The sequence below is a fragment of the Bradyrhizobium sp. SHOUNA76 genome (genome assembly GCF_023006445.1).
GTDB lineage: Bacteria > Pseudomonadota > Alphaproteobacteria > Rhizobiales > Xanthobacteraceae > Bradyrhizobium.
In genome coordinates this window covers 1-448 of the sequence record NZ_JALBHA010001168.1, presented here as the reverse complement: position 1 = coordinate 448, position 448 = coordinate 1, and the positions used below count along the sequence as shown (strand labels likewise).

1 pseudogene is annotated in these 448 nt (G+C 69.0%); it reads left to right on the top strand.

Features of this window, described 5'->3' with window-relative positions:
* Positions 1-448, top strand: a pseudogene (locus tag MOV74_RS40325) (caspase-like domain-containing protein); the annotation flags it as partial.

Below are 448 nucleotides of genomic sequence, written 5' to 3'. Positions count from 1 at the left end.
CGCCTCGCGATCCTCACTGCGCCGGCCGAGCCGCCGCCGAGCTTTGCGATGATCGACTACGACGTGCCGCCGCCGCCGCCGGAGGAGGTGGTCTATGTCGACCGTCCGGTGCTGTATTTCAGCGATCCCGATTTCGGCTTCGCGCCGCCACCGCCGCCGCCGGTCTATTATCTGCCGCCGCCGCCGCCGGATTTCGTCGTGCTGACGCCGCCGCTGCCCGTGGTCGGCCTGTTCGTGCTGCCGCAGCCGGTGTTCGTGCCGATCCCGGTGTTCGTCAGGCCGCCGGTCTATGTCGCGCCGCCGCCGAACAACATCATCTACCAGAACATCCATAATACGACGGTGATCAACACCGTGATCAACCGCCCGCCGGCACCAGCACCGGCTGTGGGGGCAGGAGCAGGGGCTGGACCGGGACCGGGCAATCTGGGGCCGGCGATTGCCGGCC